Below are 17,279 nucleotides of genomic sequence, written 5' to 3' on the forward strand. Positions count from 1 at the left end.
TGAGGAGACCGGAGCGCAGTCGGCCCACCCGGCGCACAGGGCCGGGAGCGGGGCGGAACGGATCGAGGGCAGGCGTGGGTAGGGCGTGAGGGGTCGCCACGTGGGCGGCTCTCCGTTTCTTCCTCTGTCACCGCCTACCGAGTTAGCTGACGGGTTCGGGCTGGGAAGACTTGGCCCTATCCCCTGCACACCGGCGAGCCGGCCCTGCAGGGGAACTCACCCCAGAACTGCGGTGGGTCCCCGGTTCACCTCGGACGCCCGGTGGACGTCGTACGGCGATTCGGCGGTGCCCGGCCGAGGCCACCCCTCTGCGGATGACGACCACCCGGTCGGACGGCGACGACCCTACGTTCGTGATGTTGGCGTGACAAACGCAAACAGATGGTCACACTGTGACGAGGATCGCTATCCGACCCGCGCGCCTGCCGAACATCGGCGCTGTGTAGGGATATAAGCACCCTCCGCAGCCGGAACGTCAGATACGTCTCACCCGGTCCGACGGCCCGACGAGCTCCCCGCATCGTCGTCCGGGGCTGGAGCGCCGCGGTGCCGCAGGGGTGGGACGAGGCCACCCTCGGCCAGGGCGCGCACCGCGCGGCGCTCGACGTCGTCGAACTCGACGACCACGCCGGGCGGTGGCACGACGACGTCCTCGGCCGTCACCGGCTGCGGTGCGGGCGTGCGCGGACGACCGGGCAGCTGGACGACCACCGGGTCGACGGACTGCCATCCGGGCGGGGCGCCCAGCAGCACGGTGACGACGCAGTCGGTGCAGCCGGTTCCCCGGACGGTGCAGGTGTCGCAGTCGATGAGCATGTCTCTCCTCCGTGAGTCATCCGCACGGTAGGAGCGGCCACCGACAATTCCGTCCGGGGAGATCAGCTCCCGGCGTACTCCCAGTGCCAGGGCTCCTCGCGCCCGTTGCCGGGGTCGGCCCACGTCGGGTGCAGGAAGCCGAAGCGGCCGGCGTTGGCGACCATCCAGGCGTACTGCGGCGTCCCGAAGTTCTGGATGCCGCCGCACAGGTCCACGGCCAGCCCCCAGCCGTGGTTGCTGGTCCCCGGGACTGCGGCCAGGGCCGGCTTCTCGCCGTACAGCTTCACCTGGGCGGCGTAGGTCCGGTAGGAGTCGGTGATGCAGATCGGGCCGCCGAACGCCGCGGCGTACGCCGCCGACATCGCCCGGTAGGCCGCGGCGGCGTCGCACCGCAGCGAGTGGCCGCCCACGCCGAGGGGGCACATGGCGCTGGGCGGGATGAGCCCGTTGGGGTAGCCGCCCCACTGCCGCGCCCCGTCGTAGCTGGGCGGGTAGACGGTGTTGCCGCACTCCATGCGGAGCACGCCCTCACCCGGGCCGGGCACGTCGACCGGCGCGCGCCCGTCCAGGCTCGGCCGGCCCACGCCGATCACCTGGTCGGAAGGCAGCGTGCGCACCACGACCGCGCCGGCCCGGGCGTCGGCCGCGAGCATGGTGCGCGGGTCGAGCGCGATGCCCACGTGTCCCAGGCCCGCCTCCGGCGTCCCCAGGAACACCAGGTCGCCGGGGAGCACGTCGGCGGGCGCGACAGGGGTGGTGACGGCGAACAGCCCCGCCTGGTCCCCCGGGAGCGCCACCCCCGCCCGCCCGTAGACCGACTGCACCAGCGAGCCGCAGTCCCACGACTCCGGACCGGCCGTGCCCGGCGCGTACGGCAGTCCGAGGGCCTCCATCGCCGCCGTGACCGCGCCCAGCGTCTCGGCGGGCAGCACCAGCAGCGAGGCGGGTTGCCCGGGCAGCTGCGCGGCGCCGCGCTGGGCGCCACCCCCGCCGCGCCCACGGGGACCAGACCCGGCGGCAGCCCGGCGGGCGGGTCCCGGAGCGCGGCGGCCGGGACGGCGGCGAGGCCGGCCGCGGTCAGCTGGTCGAGGTAGGAGCGCCAGCTCGCCGCGGTCCGGTCGTTGACCTCGACCTGCTCCTTCTGGAGCGCGGCCAGCTGGCGGTCGACGGCGCCGAGCGCCTTGTCGAGCTCGTCGGTCACGGCGGACGCCGCCGCCTCCAGCTCCGCCACCCGGGAGCCGACCTCGGCGGCGCGGGCCCTGGCCTGCTCCAGCGCTGCCCCGGCCTGCCGCTGCTGCTCCAGGGCGGCCTGCCGGTGCTTCTCGGCCGCACCGATCACCTCGGCCGCGTGGCGGTCGACGACCTCGAGGAACCCCAGAGCGGCGAGCACGTCACCGGGATCCCCTCCGGTGAGCAGCAGGGTCAGCGGGGTCAGCGCGCCGCCGTCCCGGTAGACGGCCGACGCGTACGCGGCGACCACCTTCTGGTGGCCGGCCAGCTCGCCCTCGGCGTCGCCGAGCACGGCCTCGGCGTCGGCCACGGCCTGCTCCGCCTCGGCGAGCGCCTCGCGCGCGGCGACCACCTCGCCCTGCTGCTCCTGCAGGCCGCGCTGCACCTCGGAGGCGCGTTGCTGGAGGTCGTCCAGGGCTCGGCTGTCCAGGACGCCGGAGGTACCACCGGGCTGGTCGCTCGGGGCGGCGGAGGCGGGCGTGGCCGTACCTGCCAGCGCGAGGACGGCGAGCGGCACGAGCAGCCGCGCGGCGCGGGACGGCCGGGCGTGCGTCGTGCGCGCCGCCCCCGTCCGGGGGGTGCGCCACGGGGAGCGCGGGAACATCGGACCACCTCTGCGGATCGGGGCTGCGTGGCCCACCGGGGGGAATGTTGTCCCGGTCACGCGAGAAGCGCCAGGTGAGCGGGCCGGTTCCCCCCGGGCGGGCGATCCGGCCGCCACCGCGGCCCCCCGTCCACCGGCGCGGCACCCCGGGACTGTCAGAACCCCGACCTACCGTCCGCCCCGTGACCTCCTCCCCCGCTGTTCCGCGCTACGTGCAGGGAACGATCGAGGAACTGGGCACCCCGCTCGCGGAGGTCACCTTCGTCGTGGTCGACCTCGAGACGACCGGCGGCTCGCCCAAGGACAGCGCGATCACCGAGATCGGCGCGGTGAAGGTCCGCGGCGGGGTGGTGCTCGGCGAGTTCCAGACGCTGGTCGACCCGGGCCAGGAGATCCCGCCCTACATCAGCGTGCTCACCGGCATCACCACCGCGATGGTCGCCGCCGCGCCGCGGATCGGGACGGTGCTGCCCGCGTTCCTGGAGTTCGCCCGCGGCGCGGTCCTCGTCGCGCACAACGCCCCCTTCGACCTCGGCTTCCTCAAGGCGGCGTGCGCGGAGAACGGCATCCTGTGGCCGGCGGCGGCCTCGGTCGACACCGCGGTGCTGGCCCGCCGGCTGCTCACCCGCGACGAGGTGCCCAACTGCAAGTTGGCCACGCTCGCGCCCTTCTTCTCCGCCACCACCTCGCCGACCCACCGGGCGCTGGACGACGCCCGCGCCACCGTCGACGTCCTGCACGGCCTCTTCGAGCGGCTGGGCCCGCTGGGCATCTCCTCGCTCGAGGAGCTCACCGGGCTCACCCGCCAGATCGACCCCGAGCGCCGGCGCAAGCGCCACCTCGCCGACGCCGTCCCGCACGGTCCCGGCGTCTACCTCTTCCGCGGTCCCCGCGACGAGCCGCTCTACGTCGGCACGTCCACCGATCTGCGCACGCGGGTGCGCAGCTACTTCACCTCGGGCGAGCAGCGCAGCCGGATCACCGAGATGGTCGCGCTGGCCCAGCGGATCGACGCGATCCCGTGCGCCCACGCGCTCGAGGCTGCGGTGCGCGAGCTGCGGCTGATCGCCGAGCACAAGCCGCGGTACAACCGGCGGTCCCGCTTCCCGGAGCGGGCGCTGTGGGTGCGGCTCACCGAGGAGCCGTTCCCCCGCCTCTCCGTCGTGCGCCGGGTGCGCCCCGGCGCCGGCGTCTTCCTCGGGCCCTTCCCCGACCGGCGGGCCGCCGACGCCGCCGTCGCGGCCGTGCACGAGTCGCTCCCGCTGCGCCAGTGCACGGCGCGGATCCCCGCCCGTAGCCCGGCCGGCTCGGCGTGCGCGCTGTTCGACATGGGCAGGTGCGGCGCTCCCTGCACGGGCGCGCAGTCCGTCGCCGACTACGACGACGTCGCGGCCGTCCTCCGCGCCGCGGTCGCCCGCGATCCGGCCGACCTGGTCGCCCCGCTCCTGCGTCGCGTCGAACGCCTGGCCGCCGAGGAGCGCTACGAGGACGCCGCGGTCCTCCGCGACCGCATCGCCGTGCTGCTGCGTGCGGTGCGGCGGCGGCAGCGGCTGGAGTCGCTCGCCGCCGTCCCCGAGCTGGTCCTGGCCCGCCCCGACGGAGAGGGAGGCTGGGAGCTCTCCGTGGTCCGGCGCGGCCGGCTCGTCGCCGCGGGGGTCGCGCCCCGGGGGACCTCGGTCCGCGGCACCCTGGCCGGGCTGCTGAGCACCGCCGAGACCCCGGTCGCACCCGACGGGGAGTCGGCCGCGTCGGTGGACGAGACCGAGCTCGTCCTGCGCTGGATGGAGAAGCCGGGCACCCGGCTCGTCGAGCTCGACGGCACCCTGGCCTGCCCCGCGCCGGGCACCGGCGCCTTCAGCGAGTTCCTGGCCAGGGCCGTCGACAGCGCGGCCGGCCGCGACCCCTTCGCCGACGGGCGCTCCCTGGGCACCCGCGCCCGCCCGGAGCGCCTCACGGCGGGCGTGCGCGCCGCGGCCCGCGCACCGATAGCATCGCCGGCGTGATCACCGCCATCGTGATGATCGATGCCGCGACGGACTCGATCCCCGAGGTGGCCGGCGCGATCGCCGACCTCGACGGGGTCAGCGAGGTCTACTCCACCGCCGGCGAGGTCGACCTGATCGCCGTCGTCCGGGTGCGGGAGTTCGAGCAGGTCGCCGAGGTGATCGCCGGCCGCATCAACAAGGTGCCGGGTGTGCTCGAGACCGAGACGCACATCGCGTTCCGCGCCTATTCCAAGCACGACCTCGAGGCCGCCTTCGCGATCGGCTTCGACTCCGCGGACTAGCGGCGCGCCGCCTCGTCCCCCACGGCGCGGCTCACCGTCACCCAGCGGTCGAGCTGGGCGGCCGCCTGCCCGTCGTCGATGGCGGCCGCGGCCCGCTCCAGGCCGACCGCGAGCGCGTCCTGCAGCCGGCCGGCGCCCTCGTCGAACGCCGCCAGCGCGGCGGCCGCGTTGAGCACCACCGCATCGCGGACCGGCCCGGGCTCGCCGTCCACCACCCGGCGGAAGACGTCGGCGTTGTAGGCCGGCGATCCGCCCCGGAGCGCGTCGACGCCGGAGGCCGGGATGCCCAGCGCCGCGGGGTCCACCCGGTCGGGGACCACCTCGCCGTCGCGGACCACCCACGCCGAGGACGTCGTCGCGGTGGTCAGCTCGTCGAGCCCGTCGTCCCCGCGGAACACGACCGCTCGACCGCCGCGGGAGGCCAGCACCTCGGCCAGCACCGGGGCCATGCCGGCGTCCGCGCAGCCGATGGCGGCGGCCACCGGCCGGGCCGGGTTGGTCAGCGGGCCCAGGAAGTTGAAGACGGTGGCGATGCCGAGCTCGCGGCGCGGCGTGGCGGCGTGCCGCATCCCCGGGTGGAACACCGGCGCGAAGAAGAAGCCGATGCCCGCCTCCTGGACGCAGCGGGCCACGCCGGCGGCCGGCAGGTCGATGACGACGCCGAGGGCCTCGAGCACGTCCGCGGCACCGGAGGACGACGACGCCGCGCGGCCGCCGTGCTTGGCGACCGGCACCCCGGCCGCGGCGGTGACGACCGAGGCCATGGACGAGATGTTGACGGTGTGCGCGCCGTCGCCACCCGTGCCCACGATGTCGACGCAGGCCAGCGGGAGCGTCACCGGCGTCGCCTGCGCCAGCATCTCGGCGGCCAGCCCGGCCACCTCCTGCGCAGAGGCGCCCTTCGCCCGCAGGGCGACGGCGAAGCCGGCCACCTGGGCCGGCGTGGCCTCCCCGGTCATCACCTCGCGCATCGCCCAGGCGGCGTCGGCGGCCGGGAGATCCTGACCGGACAGCAGGCGGTTGAGCAGCCCCGACCAGGTGGTCCGCGGCGGAGGAGCCGAACTCACCGCGCGGTCACCGGACGGCGGGCCGCCGCGCGGAGGCACGCAGCAGCTCCGCCACGACCGCCGGCGCCGTCAGCGGGTCGACCGGGAGGGGCAGCGTGCCCTCGGCCCGCGACCAGTGCGCCAGCCAGCGATCGGGCTGCCGGGCGATGAGGACGCAGACCGTCGGCCGGTCGGGCACCTCCTGGTCGAGCTGGCGGGCCAGCGCGAGCCCGCCGGTCGGCTGCGCCTCGCCGTCCAGGATGCAGAGGTCCACCCCGCCCGCGTCGACGGCCGCGACGACCTCGTCGCCGGTGGCGCACTCGATCCAGCTGAGCGGGCCGACGTCGGGCGCGGGACGCCGGCCGACCGCCGTACGCACGGCATCACGGGTCTCGGCGCGGGAGCTGTAGACCAGCACGGTGGCCGGGGCGTCGGGGGTTCCGGCAGGGCTCACGCTGGCGAGCCTAGTGGTAGGACGGCCGCCCGCCCGGGGAGGTCGCGGCCCCGGGTATCGGGATGATCACATCGCCCGCCACGCCAGGCGGCCCCGCGGTCGTCACTGGACGGAGCCGATGCCATGATGGCGGCGTGACAACGGCCCCCGTCGCGAGCAGCACCTTCGATCCGTCCCGGGTGCACTCCCTGACTCGACCGAACATGGTCAGCGTCGGCACGATCATCTGGCTCTCGAGCGAGCTGATGTTCTTCGCCGGCCTGTTCGCCATGTACTTCACCGCGCGAGCCCGGGCGGAGGGCGCCTGGCCGCCGGAGCCCACGGAGCTGAACCTCCCGTACGCCACTCTCTTCACGGTGATCCTGGTGGCGTCCTCGTTCACCGCCCAGTTCGGCGTGTTCGCGGCGGAAAGCGGCAACGTCTACGGCCTCCGGCGCTGGTTCGCCATCTCGTTCCTCCTGGGCGCGATCTTCGTCGCGGGTCAGAGCTACGAGTTCTACGAACTGGTGCACCACGGCACGACGATCTCCTCGTCGACCTACGGCTCGGTCTTCTACCTCACGACCGGGTTCCACGGCCTCCACGTCATCGGTGGCCTGGTCGCCTTCGTCTACATCCTCATCCGGTCCACCATGGGCCGCTTCACGCCGGCACAGGCGACCGCGGCGATCGTGGTCTCCTACTACTGGCACTTCGTCGACGTCGTGTGGATCGGGCTCTTCGCCACGATCTACCTGATCCGCTAGGGGAACGGTGTCCACCACGAACCCGCAGTCCGACGGTCGTCCCGACGTCGAGTCCACCGCCGCCACGCCGGCGGCCCGCGCGCGGAGCCGCAGGCGCAGCAAGCACCGCCGACGGGTGGCCAACGTGGCCGCGCTCATGGCGAGCCTGGTGCTCACCGGCGCGCTCTACTCGGTCCTCAGCCCGGCGCAGGCCGCCCCGGCGGAGAACACCGAGAGCGCCGCGATCGAAGCCGGCCGCGAGCTCTACGAGCGCAGCTGCATCACCTGCCACGGCGAGAACCTCGAGGGCGTCGCCGACCGCGGGCCCTCGCTGATCGGCGTCGGCGCAGCCTCGGTCTACTTCCAGGTGCACACCGGTCGCATGCCGCTGGTCCGCCAGGAGGCTCAGGCCCCCGACAAGCCGGCGGTCTTCTCGGACGAGGAGATCGACCAGCTCATGGCCTACGTGCAGGCCAACGGTGGCGGCCCCACGCTCCCGAGCGGTGACCTGCGGGACGGCGACGTCGCCGAGGGTGGCGAGCTGTTCCGGCTCAACTGCGCCTCGTGCCACAACTTCGTCGGCGAGGGCGGCGCGCTCTCGGCGGGCAAGTGGGCGCCCAGCCTCGAGGACTCCAACGACCTGGAGATCTACACCGCGATGCTGACCGGGCCGGAGAACATGCCCGTCTTCGGCGACAACCAGCTGACCCCCGAGGAGAAGCGCTCGATCATCGCCTACGTGCAGACGATCTCCGAGCAGACCGATCCGGGCGGCGCCGGCATCGGCCGCGTCGGTCCCGTCGCCGAGGGCCTGGTCATCTGGATCGTGGGCATCGGCGCCCTGATGTTCGGCATCTTCTGGATGGGGAGCAAGGCGTGAGCACGCAGGACACCCGCCCCGGTAGCACGGGTGGGTCGGACACCCCGGGACCGCTGCACGGCGGTCCGGACGACGACTACACCCCCGAGCAGCTCGCGGCGATGTCGCGCGAGGACCTCGACCGCCTCGGCGCCCGGTACGACGGCGTGGAGATCCTGCATGTCGACCCGGGCCCCGAGCCCGACTCGCGCGAGGAGAAGCGGGCCATCCGCCAGGTCGGCCTGGTCTGGACACTGGCCGGTCTGTCCGCCTTCGCGTTCCTGGTCGTCTACGCCGGCTCGGGCTGGTTCCTGCCCGACTGGAACTGGGCCGAGAACAACGGCGACACCTGGAGCAGCCTGTTCACCCCGTTCCTGGGTCTGACCATGGGCCTGTCCCTGACGCTCATCGGTGTCGGCCTGGTGCTGTTCACCAAGAAGCTGCTGCCGCACGAGACCGCGGTCCAGGACAAGCACGACGGCTCGCACTTCGACCGGGTCACCACCGGCGCGTCGCTCACCAGCGGCTACAAGAACAGCGGCCTGGCCCGGCGCAAGCTGCTCACCCGCTCGCTGGCCTTCATGGGCGGCGGCGTGGGTCTCATGCTGATCGCCCCGCTCGGCGGCATGATCAAGAACCCGAACAAGGGCAACCCGCTCGGCACCACCGCCTGGGCCGAGGGCGTCCGCCTGCTGCGCGACGACGGCAGCCCGGTCCGCCCCGGCGACCAGGAGCCGGGCTCCCTGGAGACGGTCTTCCCTGCCGTCCCGGGCGGCAACCGCCAGGCCGACGCGGCGACGATGCTCATCCGGCTCCGGCCGCAGCAGCTCGCGAACGACAACCCTCGGCAGGGCCAGGAGGACTTCGGCTACGGCGACTACGTCGCCTACTCGAAGATCTGCACCCACGCCGGCTGCCCGGTCTCGCTGTACGAGCAGGAGACCAGCCGCATCCTCTGCCCGTGCCACCAGTCGCAGTTCGACGTCACGCAGGGTGCCAAGCCGGTCTTCGGCCCGGCCACCCGTTCGCTGCCGCAGCTGCCCATCACCGTCGACGACGAAGGATTCTTCGTCGCTCGCAGCGACTACATCGAGGCCGTCGGGCCGACCTACTGGAACCGGGAGCGCATCTGATGGCTGCTACTGCCACGGCGCCGGGAGCCCCCACCACGAAGCTCGGCAAGGCCGCCACGGAGATCGACGACCGGCTGATCGTCGCCGGTCCGGTCCGCCGGACGCTCAACAAGGTCTTCCCCGACCACTGGTCGTTCCTGCTGGGCGAGATCGCGCTCTACTCGTTCCTCATCGCGCTGCTGTCGGGCACGTACCTGACGTTCTTCTTCGACCCCTCCCTGCGTGAGGTGGTCTACGACGGGTCCTACGCCCCGCTGCGCGGCGTGGAGATGTCGGCGGCCTACGACTCGGCGCTGAACCTCTCCTTCGACGTCCGCGGCGGCCTGTTCATGCGACAGGTCCACCACTGGTCGGCGCTGCTGTTCGTCGCCTCGATCGTGGTGCACCTGCTGCGCGTCTTCTTCACCGGCGCCTTCCGCCGGCCGCGGGAGACGAACTGGCTGATCGGCGTGGTCATGCTGGTCCTCGCCCTGCTGATGGGCGTGACCGGCTACACCCTCCCCGACGACCTGCTCTCGGGCACCGGCCTCCGCATCATCAGCGCGATCCTCCTGTCGATCCCGGTGATCGGGACGTGGGCGCACTGGGCGGTATTCGGCGGGGACTACGTCGGCGAGCTCATCATCGGGCGCTTCTACATCGCCCACGTGCTGATCATCCCGGCCATCCTGCTGGCCCTGATCGCCGTGCACCTGCTGATCCTGGTCAAGCAGAAGCACACCCAGTTCCCCGGTCCGGGCCGCACCGAGCACAACGTCGTCGGCAACCGGCTCTTCCCGACCTTCGCCGCGAAGGCCACCGGCCTGCTGTTCATCGTGTTCGGTGTGATCGCCGGACTCGGGGGCCTGGTGCAGATCAACCCGTTCTGGCTGTGGGGTCCGTACAACCCGGCCCAGGTGTCGGCCGGGTCGCAGCCGGACTGGTACATCCTCTTCCTGGACGGGTCGACGCGACTCTTCCCGGCGTGGGACATCAACCTGCCCGGCGACTACAACATCCCGGCGCTGTTCTGGCCGACGGTCGTGATCGCCGGCGCCATGTTCACCGTGCTGGCGCTCTACCCGTCGATCGAACGCAAGCTGACCGGCGACACCGCCTCGCACCACCTGCTGCAGCGTCCCCGCGACGTCCCTGTCCGGACCTCGCTCGGCGTCATGGGTCTGGTCTTCTACGGCATCCTGATGCTCTCGGGCGGCAACGACGTCTTCGCGGACAAGTTCAACGTCAGCCTCAACGCGATGATCTGGTTCGGACGCATCGGCGTGATCGTGCTCCCGCCGCTGGCCTACGTGATCACGTACCGGATCTGCCTGGGCCTGCAGATGCACGACCGCGAGGTGCTCGAGCACGGCATCGAGACGGGCGTCATCCGGCGTCTGCCGCACGGCGAGTTCATCGAGGTCCACCAGCCGCTGGGCCCGGTCGACGAGCACGGCCACGGCCAGCTGGCCTACGGCGGCGCTCCGGTGCCGAAGAAGATGAACCAGATCGGCGGCGCCCGCCGCGCGATCCGGGGCTTCTTCTCCCCCATCGAGGAGCCGTCGCAGGTCGAGCTCGAGCAGCGCGCGGAGGGCCGAGGGCTGGCCGCCTCCGACGACCGCGAGCTCACCTCGTCGGGCCGGCCGATCGAGGGCGGCCGGCCGCAGGAGCCGCGCGACTGACAGCAGGACCCCGTTCGAAGCTGGGCCCCGGTGGATCTCCACCGGGGCCCAGCTGCATCCGGCGACCTGCTGCATCCGGGGGCTCTGGCGGCGAGGCACCGGCCGACCAGCAGGATGGCGGCATGGGACAGCAGCGCTCACCGCTGGGCGTCGTCGAACTCCAGCTCCTCGCGGCCCGCGGCTGGAGGGGCGTCGAGCAGGAACGGCTCGGCGACTGGCTGCTGAGGACCGGGCACGGCGTCACCCGCCGGGCCAACTCCGCCCTCGTCGTGGGCGATCCGGCGCTGCCGCTGCCGGAGGCCGTCGACGCCGTCGCGCGCTGGTACGACGATCGCGGGCTGTCGCCTCGGGCCATGCTGCCGGGGGTGCAGGCCCGCCCGGCCGACGCCGCCTTCGCCGCGGCCGGCTGGGTGCGCGACGAGCCCGTCCTGGTCCTCACCGCCCCCCTCCCGGCCTCCGGGGAGCCGGACGTGCCGGTGGAGCTGCTGTCCGCGCCCGACGTGGGCTGGCTGGCCCGCTACGGGCTTCCGGGCGGACCGCCTCCCCCGGGCGCCCTGGGGGTCCTGACCAGCGGGACGGACGTCGTGTTCGCGTCGGTCCGGCCGGAACCCGCCCCGGCTCCCCCGGTCGCGATCGCCCGGGGCGTCCTCACGGACGGCTGGCTGGGGGTGGCCGCGGTCGCCGTCGCCGAGGAGCACCGCCGTCGCGGCCTGGCGACGGCGCTGATGGCGGCCCTGACCCGCTGGGCGGCCGGGCACGGTGCCCACTCGGTCCACCTGCAGGTGACGGCCGGCAACACCGCGGCCCGGGCGCTGTACCGACGGGCCGGCTTCATCGAGCACCACCGCTACCACTACCGCCGCCGGGCCTGAACGACTCCGGGGCCGGCTGTCCGGCCACGACGCGCGAGGGCTCCTCCCGCCATGGCGGGAGGAGCCCTCGGAGGCGCCGGAGGTCAGCTCTGGACGGCGTTCTGGCCCACGTAGTACTCGAAGAGCAGGCCGCCGACCGCGACGAGGAGGAAGACCCCTCCGAGCGCGATCAGCCAGAAGTACCAGAAGGCCAGGCCCAGAGCCGTGATGGCGATGCAGATGGCCACGCCGAAGGGCCAGTAGCTCGCCGGGCTGAAGAACCCGAGCTCGCCGGCGCCGTCGGCCATCACGGCGTCCTTGCGGTCCTCGGGACGGGCCTCGATGCGCCGCGACACGAACCAGAAGAACGCGCCGATCATGCCGGTGAGGCCGGCCGAGAGGGCCAGCGCGGTCGTGCCGATCGGCTCCCTGGCCCAGACTCCGTAGACCACGGCGGCCGCGACGCAGAAGAACGCGATGATGTTGAAGATCAGCGCCTCGACCTTCACGGTCGTACCTCCTCGGGCGTCGTGGCGGAGCAGCGTGCGGACCGAGCCCGGTCAGCCATCGTTGCCGGCCTGCTGCTGGTTGGCGTTCTTGTCCTGGAACAGCTCCAGCGGCGTCGTCGTCGTCGCCGCTCCGGGCTGCCCGATCTCGGCGAGCGCGTCGTAGGTGTTCAGACCGCCCTCGCGCGCTGCGAGGTAGGCGTCGTAGTCGTCACCGGACACCGCGCGCACCTCGAAGTTCATGTACGCGTGGTAGGTGCCGCAGAGCTCGGCACAGCGGCCCACGTAGGCACCCTCCTCGCGGACGGTCACCTCGAAGACGTTGTCGCGGCCGTTCTCGTTGCCCGGGATGACGTCGAGCTTGAAGAGGAACTCCGGCACCCAGAACGAGTGGATGACGTCGGCCGAGGCGACCTCGAAGCGGATCGTCCGGTCGGTGGGCAGGACCAGGACCGGGATCTCGGTGCTGCTGCCCACCGTGTTCACGGGGTCGCCGTTCTCGTCCTCCGTCTCCGGGTAGACGAACTGCCAGTTCCACTTGAAGGCGTTGACCGCGATCGTCTCGTCGGGGTCGTCGCTGCGCTCCTGCACCTCGTTCTGCACGACGACGGTGAAGAAGAACAGGCCCGCGATGATCAGGAAGGGCGCGATCGTGTACGCGATCTCCAGCGGGAGGTTGTACGCCGTCTGCCGGGGCAGCTCGTCGCTGCGCTTCCGGTGGGCGACCATCGAGTAACCGATGAGGCCCCACACGGCGACGCCGACGACGAGCGCCGCGATGACCGAACCGGTCCACAGCTCCCGCATCGACTGCGACTGGTCGGTGATGCCCTCCGGCCAGCCGAACCGCCAGAACTCGTTGTTGGGCATGTCGCACCCGGTGAGGGTCGACACCCCCAGGAGACCGAGCGCGGCCAGCCGCGCGAGCCTGCTGCCTCGAGCCACTGCTCGCTGCCTCCTCGTCCTCCGTCCGGAGCGCCCGGGACGGTCCTTCCAGCGGGCCGTCGGCCGGTTTCGGCAGACGGCGTCCACGCCGATCACAGTGTGAGGCGAGACTAGCCGACGGCGCTCGGCGGCCGGCCACCGGAGAGGGCTTCCCGGCGGGTCGCCGCCGGTGTGGACCATCACGCCCGCGGACCACGGGGTCTCTCGCAGCGGGCCGGTTAGAGTCGGGACGTGTGGTACCGGCTGCTGACCCCGAAGTGGGTGCTCGGGCACCTCGTGGTCGCCGCGCTGTTCGTCGCCACCTGGTTCCTCGGCTACTGGCAGCTGACCAAGGCCGAGGCCGGCGGTGGCGCGGTCAACTGGAGCTACGCCCTGCAGTGGCCGCTCTACGGCCTGATGGGTCTGTGGTTCTACGTGCGCATGGCGCGTGACGAGCTGCGGCGCGACCCGGACGCGGACCATCCGGGCAACGCCGTCGTCCTCTACCAGCGGCCGCGGATCGACACCACGGGTGACCCGGAGCTGGCCGCGTACAACGCCTATCTCGCCGAGCTCAACGAGCGGGCCCTCGGACAACGGAGCAGTCATGGCCGCTGAGCAGACCGCACAGCTCCCCGGCCGGGAGATCCCCCCGGCGCTCACCCGCTACCGGGTCATGGCGACGGTCGTCGGCGTCCTGCTCGTCGCGCTCTTCTTCGTCGCCGTCCCGCTGAACCACCTGGCCGACGTCCCGGGGCCGTCGAAGGTCCTCGGCACCGCCCACGGCTGGCTCTACGGACTCTTCTTCCTCGCCACGGTCGACCTGGCGCTGCGCGCGAAGTGGACGCTCAAGGGCTTCGCGCTGACCGTGATCGCCGGCACCGTCCCGGTGCTGTCCTTCTTCGCCGAGCGCCGGGCGACGGCGAAGACCCGCGCCGGCGTGCGGGTCTGACGCCGGCTCACCCTTCCCCGACCCTCCGGAGCCCCTCCCCATGTGCGGCCTGCTCGCCTACTTCTCGACCGACGCCAACCGGGTGGACGACGCCACCGTGACGGCGGTGCGCGAGGCCCAGCACTGCATGCGCCACCGCGGTCCGGACGAGAACGAGGCCTGGTGGGACGACCGGGCCGTCTTCGGCTTCAACCGGCTGTCGTTCATCGACATCGAGCACAGCCACCAGCCGATGCCCTACGCCGAGGGGCGCTACCGGATCGTCTTCAACGGCGAGATCTACAACTACCTGGAGCTGCGCGAGGAGCTGAAGGCCGCCGGCGCGACCTTCGCCACCGAGGGCGACACCGAGGCGATCGTCGCCGGCTACCACCTGTGGGGCGAGGACGTCGTCCCCCGGCTGCGCGGGATGTTCGCCTTCGTCATCTGGGACACGCAGACCGGGACGGCGTTCGGGGCCCGGGACGCCTTCGGCATCAAGCCCCTGTTCACCGCCCGCCTCGCCGACGGTGCCCTGGCGTTCTCGTCGGAGAAGAAGGCCCTGCTCGAGCTGCTGGGCGGCAGCGCCGGGGCCGGCGGGGTCGACCCCGCCTCCCTGCAGCACTACCTGACCCTGCAGTACGTGCCCGAGCCGGCGACCTTGCACCGCGGCATCCGGCGGATCGAGAGCGGGACGACGTTCACGGTCGCCGACGGCGAGCTGCACACGAAGCGCTGGTTCCACCCGCACTTCCGTCCGCAGCCGGTCCCACCGGGCGGCGAGCAGGCGCTGTTCGACCGCATCGCGGGGGTGCTCGACGACTCGGTCGCCAAGCACATGCGCGCCGACGTCACCGTCGGGGCCTTCCTGTCCAGCGGGATCGACTCCACCGCGATCGCCGCGCTGGCCCACCGGTACAACCCGGACCTGGTCACCTTCACCGTCGGGTTCCAGCGGGAGGCGACCTCCGAGGTGGAGATCGCCGCCGAGTCGGCGGCGGTCCTCGGCGTCCGGCACGTCCCGGTCGAGGTGACCGCCGAGCAGTTCGCCGAGGCGATCCCCACCGTCGTCTGGTACCTCGACGACCCGGTCGCCGATCCTGCGCTCGTGCCGCTGTACTTCGTCGCCCGCGAGGCCCGCAAGCACGTCAAGGTCGTGCTCTCCGGGGAGGGCGCCGACGAGCTCTTCGGCGGCTACACCATCTACCGGGAGCCGCTCAGCCTGGCCTGGGCGGAGAAGCTTCCTGCCGCGGGACGCCGGGCCATGGCGCGGCTGTCGCGGCTGATGCCCGAGGGGGTGCGCGGCCAGGACCTGCTCCGCCGGGCGTCCATCCCGCTGGAGGAGCGCTACTACGGCAACGCGCGCAACCTCAACGCCGACGAACTGGCGCAGCTGCTGCCCGGCCGCGACCCGGACCTCTCGCACGTCCAGGTCACCGAGGCGCTCTACCGGCGCACCCGCGAGGCGGGCTACGACGACGTGACCGCCATGCAGTACGTCGACCTGTTCACCTGGCTGCGCGGCGACATCCTGGTCAAGGCCGACAAGGTGACCATGGCCAACTCGCTCGAGCTGCGGGTGCCCTTCCTGGACGCCGAGGTCTTCGCGCTGGCCAGCACGCTGCCGCTGGACATGCGGACCCCCCGGAAGGGCCCGGGAGCCAGGGAGAAGGCCACCAAGTACGCGCTCCGCCAGGCGATGAAGCAGATCGTCCCGCCGAGGATCATGAACCGTCGCAAGCTCGGTTTCCCGGTACCGACGGCGGACTTCCTCGCCGGCCCGCTGCACGACTGGGCGCAGGACATCGTCAAGGACAGCCAGACCGACGAGTGGCTCGACCGCGCGCACGTGCTCACCCTGCTCGAGCGGCTGCGCGAGGCCGACGTGCCCAGCAAGCGCACGGCCCGTCAGGTGTGGGAGGTGCTGGTCTTCATGGTCTGGCACGGGATCTTCGTCGAGGACCGGATCACCCCCGACATCCCCGAGCCGGTCTACCCCGTCCGGCTCTGACGACGAAGGCCCGGTCCCCCGCGGGGGCCGGGCCTTCGTCGTCTGCCCCGCTCAGAGGAGAACGGGGCCCTTGTTCAGCTGAACGAGTCCCCGCAGGCGCAGGAGCTGCCAGCGTTGGGGTTGTCGATCGTGAAGCCCTGCTTCTCGATCGAGTCGACGAAGTCGATGGTGGCGCCACCGAGGTAGGGGCCGCTCATCCGGTCGACGATGACCTCCACCCCACCGAACTCGTAGGTCTGGTCGCCGTCGAGGAACCGCTCGTCGAAGAAGAGCTGGTAGCGCAGCCCGGAGCAACCACCGGGCTGGACGGCGATGCGCAGACGCAGGTCGTCGCGCCCCTCCTGGTCCAGCAGCGCCTTGACCTTGGCCGCCGCCGGGTCGCTGAGCAGCACGCCCGTGGATCCGGCCGCGCCACCGTCGAGAGTCGTGGTGTCCTGCACCGTCATGTCCGTGTCCTCCTGCATCCGAGGTGTCCGCTGCGCACCATCTGCGGCGGACCAACGCCGCCGTGGCGGAGCTTCTTCCACTGTACGGCGCCGACGCGCGATTCCCGAGGCCCGACCACGGTCGACGTAGACTCCCGCCCTGTGAAGCTCCGCCTGCCCGGCCGCCGCGACGCCGCCGAGACGACCGACCCCGGCACCCCGGACGCCTCGTCCGACCTCACGGACCAGCAGCTGAAGGCCGCCGGCAAGGGCCGTCCCACCCCGAAGCGCAGCGAGGCCCAGGGACGCCGTCCGGGGCCTCTCCCGCCGCCGCCCACCACGCGCAAGGAGGCCTACCGCCGCATGCGCGAGCAGCAGGCGTCGCGCCGGGCCGGCGCGCGGCAGGCGGCCGCACGCGGCGACGAGTCGTTCCTGCCGGCGCGTGACCGCGGCCCGGTCCGCCGGACGGTGCGCGACGTCGTCGACTCGCGGCGCAACGTCGGGAGCTGGTTCCTGGTCATCGCCGGTGTCGCCCTCGTGGGCACCTTCGCGCCGAACCAGGTGCTGCGCGGGTACGCGAGCCTGCTGCTGTTCAGCTTCTTCGCCCTGCTGATCGTCGACTCGGTCGTGCTCAGCCGGAAGATCAAGCGGAAGCTGGCCGAGCGGTTCCCCGACGGGACCGAGAAGACCCGCGGCGCCGTCTGGTACGGCATCAGCCGGGCGACGATGATCCGCCGCTGGCGCTTCCCGAAGCCCGAGGTCCCCCTCGGCGCCGACGTCTGAGGAACCGGCCGGAGCACCCGGTGGCGAACGTGC

Annotated in this window: 18 protein-coding genes and 1 riboswitch; of the genes, 11 read left to right on the plus strand and 7 right to left on the minus strand. The window is 72.7% G+C overall.

Features of this window, described 5'->3' with window-relative positions:
• Window positions 1–117: 117 nt before the first annotated feature.
• A riboswitch (cyclic di-AMP (ydaO/yuaA leader) is annotated at window positions 118–296 on the minus strand.
• A 190-nt stretch (window positions 297–486) separates the two neighbouring features.
• A complete protein-coding gene (locus BN344_RS01535; RefSeq protein WP_040336750.1) occupies window positions 487–816 on the minus strand; it encodes a hypothetical protein in 330 nt (109 codons plus the stop codon).
• Window positions 817–878: 62 nt separating this feature from the next.
• The gene (locus BN344_RS18755; RefSeq protein ID WP_331279634.1) at window positions 879–1,709 is read right to left on the minus strand and encodes a D-alanyl-D-alanine carboxypeptidase family protein; all 831 of its coding nucleotides are present in this window, start codon (window positions 1,707–1,709) and stop codon (window positions 879–881) included.
• A gap of 1,123 nt (window positions 1,710–2,832) precedes the next feature.
• Between BN344_RS18755 and BN344_RS01545 the strand changes: the two genes are divergently transcribed.
• Together BN344_RS01545 and BN344_RS01550 are read left to right on the plus strand one after the other, a co-directional pair.
• A complete protein-coding gene (locus tag BN344_RS01545) occupies window positions 2,833–4,653 on the plus strand; it encodes a DEDD exonuclease domain-containing protein (RefSeq protein WP_231486417.1) in 1,821 nt (606 codons plus the stop codon).
• Entirely contained in the window at window positions 4,650–4,937 is a 288-nt protein-coding gene (locus tag BN344_RS01550; protein ID WP_040336751.1) for an Lrp/AsnC family transcriptional regulator, read from the plus strand. The genes BN344_RS01545 and BN344_RS01550 overlap by 4 nt, the downstream gene beginning before the upstream one ends.
• Here BN344_RS01550 and trpD read toward each other — a convergent pair.
• Together trpD and BN344_RS01560 are read right to left on the minus strand one after the other, a co-directional pair.
• Window positions 4,934–6,004 carry an anthranilate phosphoribosyltransferase gene (gene trpD, locus BN344_RS01555; RefSeq protein WP_040337765.1) on the minus strand — a complete coding sequence of 357 codons (1,071 nt, stop codon included), beginning with the start codon at window positions 6,002–6,004 and terminating at the stop codon, window positions 4,934–4,936. The two genes, BN344_RS01550 and trpD, sit on opposite strands and share 4 nt — an antisense overlap.
• Before the next feature lie 7 nt (window positions 6,005–6,011).
• Window positions 6,012–6,437, minus strand: a complete 426-nt coding sequence (locus tag BN344_RS01560; protein WP_081788301.1) for a response regulator — start codon at window positions 6,435–6,437, stop codon at window positions 6,012–6,014.
• Window positions 6,438–6,571: 134 nt separating this feature from the next.
• Between BN344_RS01560 and ctaE the strand changes: the two genes are divergently transcribed.
• The 5 genes from ctaE (at window position 6,572) to BN344_RS01585 (ending at window position 11,687) form a co-directional block, all read left to right on the plus strand.
• Entirely contained in the window at window positions 6,572–7,183 is a 612-nt protein-coding gene (gene ctaE, locus BN344_RS01565; RefSeq protein ID WP_231486418.1) for an aa3-type cytochrome oxidase subunit III, read from the plus strand.
• A 7-nt stretch (window positions 7,184–7,190) separates the two neighbouring features.
• The gene (gene qcrC, locus BN344_RS20945; protein ID WP_040336754.1) at window positions 7,191–8,042 is read left to right on the plus strand and encodes a cytochrome bc1 complex diheme cytochrome c subunit; all 852 of its coding nucleotides are present in this window, start codon (window positions 7,191–7,193) and stop codon (window positions 8,040–8,042) included.
• On the plus strand, window positions 8,039–9,154 hold the full coding sequence (qcrA, locus tag BN344_RS01575; RefSeq protein WP_051515410.1) for a cytochrome bc1 complex Rieske iron-sulfur subunit: 1,116 nt from the start codon (window positions 8,039–8,041) through the stop codon (window positions 9,152–9,154). The genes qcrC and qcrA overlap by 4 nt, the downstream gene beginning before the upstream one ends.
• A complete protein-coding gene (gene qcrB / locus BN344_RS01580; RefSeq protein WP_040336755.1) occupies window positions 9,154–10,815 on the plus strand; it encodes a cytochrome bc1 complex cytochrome b subunit in 1,662 nt (553 codons plus the stop codon). Before qcrA ends, qcrB begins: the two co-directional genes overlap by 1 nt.
• A gap of 122 nt (window positions 10,816–10,937) precedes the next feature.
• On the plus strand, window positions 10,938–11,687 hold the full coding sequence (locus BN344_RS01585; RefSeq protein WP_040336756.1) for a GNAT family N-acetyltransferase: 750 nt from the start codon (window positions 10,938–10,940) through the stop codon (window positions 11,685–11,687).
• Between the two features lie 83 nt (window positions 11,688–11,770).
• Here BN344_RS01585 and BN344_RS01590 read toward each other — a convergent pair whose 3' ends face one another.
• Entirely contained in the window at window positions 11,771–12,175 is a 405-nt protein-coding gene (locus tag BN344_RS01590; RefSeq protein ID WP_040336757.1) for a cytochrome c oxidase subunit 4, read from the minus strand.
• Window positions 12,176–12,226: 51 nt separating this feature from the next.
• Complete coding sequence (gene ctaC, locus BN344_RS01595) at window positions 12,227–13,117, minus strand: aa3-type cytochrome oxidase subunit II (protein WP_040336758.1); 891 nt, start codon at window positions 13,115–13,117, stop codon at window positions 12,227–12,229.
• A gap of 231 nt (window positions 13,118–13,348) precedes the next feature.
• Here ctaC and BN344_RS01600 point away from each other — a divergent pair, with 231 nt between their 5' ends.
• From BN344_RS01600 to asnB, 3 genes are read left to right on the plus strand one after another with little or no spacing between them, the layout of a single operon-like run.
• A complete protein-coding gene (locus BN344_RS01600; protein ID WP_040336759.1) occupies window positions 13,349–13,714 on the plus strand; it encodes a metalloprotease in 366 nt (121 codons plus the stop codon).
• The gene (locus tag BN344_RS01605) at window positions 13,704–14,048 is read left to right on the plus strand and encodes a DUF3817 domain-containing protein (RefSeq protein ID WP_051515411.1); all 345 of its coding nucleotides are present in this window, start codon (window positions 13,704–13,706) and stop codon (window positions 14,046–14,048) included. The genes BN344_RS01600 and BN344_RS01605 overlap by 11 nt, the downstream gene beginning before the upstream one ends.
• 40 nt (window positions 14,049–14,088) lie before the next feature.
• Complete coding sequence (asnB, locus tag BN344_RS01610) at window positions 14,089–16,038, plus strand: asparagine synthase (glutamine-hydrolyzing) (RefSeq protein WP_040336760.1); 1,950 nt, start codon at window positions 14,089–14,091, stop codon at window positions 16,036–16,038.
• A 74-nt stretch (window positions 16,039–16,112) separates the two neighbouring features.
• On the opposite strand, the gene BN344_RS01615 is transcribed toward asnB, so the two are convergent.
• Complete coding sequence (locus tag BN344_RS01615; RefSeq protein ID WP_040337768.1) at window positions 16,113–16,484, minus strand: HesB/IscA family protein; 372 nt, start codon at window positions 16,482–16,484, stop codon at window positions 16,113–16,115.
• Window positions 16,485–16,625: 141 nt separating this feature from the next.
• Between BN344_RS01615 and BN344_RS01620 the strand changes: the two genes are divergently transcribed.
• Window positions 16,626–17,246, plus strand: coding sequence for a DUF3043 domain-containing protein (locus tag BN344_RS01620; protein ID WP_040336761.1), 621 nt, complete (start codon window positions 16,626–16,628; stop codon window positions 17,244–17,246).
• The last annotated feature ends 33 nt before the right edge of the window (window positions 17,247–17,279 follow it).

The organism is Candidatus Blastococcus massiliensis AP3 (assembly GCF_000582785.1).
Lineage (GTDB): Bacteria > Actinomycetota > Actinomycetes > Mycobacteriales > Geodermatophilaceae > Blastococcus > Blastococcus massiliensis.

What these genes read in the sequence shown, in the direction of transcription:
- BN344_RS01535 (WP_040336750.1), bottom strand. Translation starts at nt 816, where the DNA reads ATGCTCATCGACTGCGACACCTGCACCGTCCGGGGAACCGGCTGCACC.
- BN344_RS18755 (WP_331279634.1), bottom strand. Translation starts at nt 1,709, where the DNA reads ATGGAGGCCCTCGGACTGCCGTACGCGCCGGGCACGGCCGGTCCGGAG.
- qcrB (WP_040336755.1), top strand. Translation starts at nt 9,154, where the DNA reads ATGGCTGCTACTGCCACGGCGCCGGGAGCCCCCACCACGAAGCTCGGC.
- BN344_RS01585 (WP_040336756.1), top strand. Translation starts at nt 10,938, where the DNA reads ATGGGACAGCAGCGCTCACCGCTGGGCGTCGTCGAACTCCAGCTCCTC.
- BN344_RS01605 (WP_051515411.1), top strand. Translation starts at nt 13,704, where the DNA reads ATGGCCGCTGAGCAGACCGCACAGCTCCCCGGCCGGGAGATCCCCCCG.
- asnB (WP_040336760.1), top strand. Translation starts at nt 14,089, where the DNA reads ATGTGCGGCCTGCTCGCCTACTTCTCGACCGACGCCAACCGGGTGGAC.
- BN344_RS01615 (WP_040337768.1), bottom strand. Translation starts at nt 16,484, where the DNA reads ATGACGGTGCAGGACACCACGACTCTCGACGGTGGCGCGGCCGGATCC.